The 3,149-nt window shown below is 40.0% G+C and carries 4 protein-coding genes and 2 rRNA genes; 3 read left to right on the forward strand and 3 right to left on the reverse strand.

Annotation, left to right across the window (positions count from 1 at the left end; genetic code table 11):
• Positions 1-82, reverse strand: a 16S ribosomal RNA gene (locus H0266_RS19275); the annotation flags it as partial.
• 450 nt (positions 83-532) lie between these two features.
• Here H0266_RS19275 and H0266_RS19280 point away from each other — a divergent pair.
• On the forward strand, positions 533-1,072 hold the full coding sequence (locus tag H0266_RS19280; protein ID WP_181474074.1) for a GNAT family N-acetyltransferase: 540 nt from the start codon (positions 533-535) through the stop codon (positions 1,070-1,072).
• 49 nt (positions 1,073-1,121) lie between these two features.
• Here the strand turns inward: H0266_RS19280 and H0266_RS19285 are convergent, their stop codons facing one another.
• Positions 1,122-1,484, reverse strand: a complete 363-nt coding sequence (locus H0266_RS19285) for a hypothetical protein (protein WP_181474075.1) — start codon at positions 1,482-1,484, stop codon at positions 1,122-1,124.
• Between the two features lie 369 nt (positions 1,485-1,853).
• On the opposite strand from H0266_RS19285, the gene H0266_RS19290 reads away from it, so the two are divergent.
• Both H0266_RS19290 and H0266_RS19295 read left to right on the forward strand, forming a co-directional pair.
• Complete coding sequence (locus H0266_RS19290) at positions 1,854-2,312, forward strand: hypothetical protein (protein ID WP_246364290.1); 459 nt, start codon at positions 1,854-1,856, stop codon at positions 2,310-2,312.
• 75 nt (positions 2,313-2,387) lie between these two features.
• Positions 2,388-2,945 (forward strand): YdcF family protein, encoded by a 558-nt coding sequence (locus tag H0266_RS19295; RefSeq protein WP_181474076.1) that lies wholly within the window; start codon positions 2,388-2,390, stop codon positions 2,943-2,945.
• 79 nt (positions 2,946-3,024) lie between these two features.
• Here H0266_RS19295 and rrf read toward each other — a convergent pair.
• Positions 3,025-3,138 (reverse strand): 5S ribosomal RNA (rrf, locus tag H0266_RS19300).
• Positions 3,139-3,149 lie beyond the last annotated feature (11 nt).

Genomic DNA, 3,149 nt, shown 5'->3' on the forward strand with positions numbered 1-3,149 from the left:
CAGCTCGCTTCCCGCGCTCGACTTGCATGTATTAGGCACGCCGCCAGCGTTCGTCCTGAGCCAGGATCAAACTCTCCATAAAAGTTGAAGTTTGACTTGCTCATTTGCACACCGAATGTGCTTGTTTGAATTCCTTCTATAATAGAAAGAATATCTTGACGTACTGGTTGGTTCGTTCAGTTTTCAAAGATCAAATTGTGTGTGCTGTTTAAAACAGCGACTCAATTAGTATATCATGTTTTGTTGTTTTAAGTCAACAACTTTTTTTCATGATATTTTGTTGTTTGCGTTCATGTCTTTCAACGCGACAAGAAATAGTATATCACGCATTCGCTGTTTAAGTCAACAACCAATTTTGTGTTTCTATTTATCTATGCCGTCGCCTCTTGAAGCGACAAATAATAATATACCATGTTAGATAGCGTGAATCAACCCTTTTTCTACTACTTTTTTAATTCTCTATTCTAACACCCTATCATAGCAAACCATCACTCTATATATGTCATAATAGACCAGGGAGGATGGTGGAAAAATGATCCATAAACGATTCAGAAATAAAGATCTTACATATTCTATAAGAATCGCTACAGCAAAGGATGCTGATGAACTATCAAAAGTAAGAGTACAAGGTGATGGTGAAACAGAGAATATGGATAGGGAAAAAGGAGAAGATTATATCGATGACCATCAATTTCAAGCCATTATCAAAAACGACGCAGATCAACCGAATCACTTATTTCTTGTTGTGGATGTAGATGGAGAGATTGCTGGTTATTCGCGTTGTGCTGGATCTCAACTTAAGCGGTTGGCTCACACAGTTGAATTCGGAGTTTGTATCCTTAAGGAATTTTGGGGATACGGGATGGCAACCAACTTATTATACGAATCCATCAAATGGGCAGAATCACATGGAATCAAGAAAATCACTCTGCGTGTTATTGAAACAAACACACCGGCCATCCGTTTATATAGAAGACATGGGTTTGATATAGAAGGCGTATTGAAGAAAGACAAACTTCTTTCGGATGGACATTACTATAGTACGGTTTTGATGAGCCGTTTCATAGAATAATGAACATTAAGCGAAGTCACCAATATTGAATAGTGACTTGGTGACCCCGCTACTCCCTTAAGCTCCACCCCTGCTGCACTAGAACGTCTTCTTTTTCGTTCGCATTGATTCCCATCACTACAGCGATCAATTCTTCTGTCAGAAGAGTCTCCGATTGATTGTATAACTCATACGCTGAGGCTTGAAAAACACCATTCACTTTTTTAAAAGTCGCGACGACTGTTTCCTTTTCATTATAGATCGTGTACTCCCCAGAAAAGGCAGGAGAATCAATTGGATACGTCGTAGTATTAGTCTTATAGGTGTACTTTTTGGTGAACAATGAAAAGTTTGCTTTTAACTCGCCCATCACTTTTCCCTTCGAGTCCCAAATCATCCATTTTCCTAAAAGGAAAGGAAAAGCTGCCTCCATCAGAATGTCTCCTTGTTCATCCTCGACGCTGAGACTCGATGTGAATGAGCTTTTTAAATCCAGTATCCCTTTTATTTATTTTTCTTCATTATAGATGTCCGTTCTCCCTGTAGAGAAAAATTGATCAGAGAAATAGACGCTTCGATCCATATGTACCCCTCCCACACTTATCTTACGATTGAAACCTTACGTCCGTTTCACTTGTACAAACGAAAATCCATTTGACTCGATATGAATCATTCCTTACCACGAACCCTGCTACTGATGCTTGTTTTCCTTTGTTAAGTCAATTAGTATAATGATAATATAGAAAATTATGGATTTTGTTTTCGCTACATTCTATTTATACGAATCCAAAGGGGGTATTTTTTGTACTATAGGCTGATTATCGCTACCTTCATGAGTTTTGTTTTCTTAATAGGGTGCCAAACTGCAACGAATACATCGAACGAGAACATGGATGAAGGAGAAATACCTAAAAAACCAAGTGAAACATTTCAATCAGGCGGATACACGATGCTTGGTGAAAAAGATCGCCTAGGTTTTATTGTCAGTGAAAACGAGACCTTTCAACCTGAACAAGGACAGAAATACATGTGGCACTTGTGGGGATCCGAAGAGGAGCTCGACGGAAGTTTTAAAGTAATTGGCATTCATGAAGAAGGAGAAAAGACGACCGTTGTTGCTAGTAAAGATCTTGGCGGACCGAACAACGGAGCTGACGCACATACCCCTTCCATTATGTCGTTACCTAAAAAAGGAATTTGGACACTCAGTGCCTATGTCGGGGATGAATTATTCGATACCGTTACTATAGAAGTTGAGTGATCATACGCGTACATAAGGGACCCAAGCGTTAATGGGTTCCTTTTTATATGTATCAATAGAAAGGAATCTGTCATCATGTCTTATCCATTTGACTGTATTACTGACTTTATTTTTGTAGAAACCGAGATCTCTCCAGCTGATGTGATCTTGGTACCTGGTGCTGATCATCCAGAGTTAATGAAGAAAGCTGCTGACTTATTTAAGAATGATATGGCTCCTTATATTCTTCCATCAGGAGGATATAAACCTCACGTCGGTACCACGGAGTGGGAATATCTAAGAAAAGTCGGTATGGAAAATGGAGTACCTCCCGAATTCATCCTTAAAGAAGACGAAGCACAGCACACTCTAGAGAATGCGCGTTATTCTTTGGACGTTTTGAAAAGTAATGGGATCCCACATGGAAAGGTTATTATAGTCTGTAAAGCCTGCCATTCCCGTAGAGCACTCATGTGTTATCAGGAAGCATTTCCAAGAAACACAAAGTTCATGGTCTCTCCAGTCGTAGGTCGTTTCGGAATTACTAAAGAAAATTGGTTTACTACAGAAGTTGGCATAAGACGTACTATGACGGAGGTGGAGAAAATCGGGCAATACTTCGGAGATTTTATTCCGGAATGGGTGGAACGTTAAAACTTTATAACACCAGAGCTTTTCTGGTAACACAAAAAACCCCTTAGAAGAACGAATCTTCTAAGGGGTTTTTCAAATGACGTGGCGGCGTCCTACTCTCACGGGGGTAAACCCGACTACCATCGGCGCTGAAGAGCTTAACTGCTGTGTTCGGCATGGGAACAGGTGTGACCTCTTCGCCTTCACCACCACATCATATAAGGT

The sequence above is a fragment of the Halobacillus locisalis genome (assembly GCF_013694105.1).
GTDB classification, from domain to species: Bacteria; Bacillota; Bacilli; order Bacillales; family Halobacillaceae; genus Halobacillus; species Halobacillus locisalis.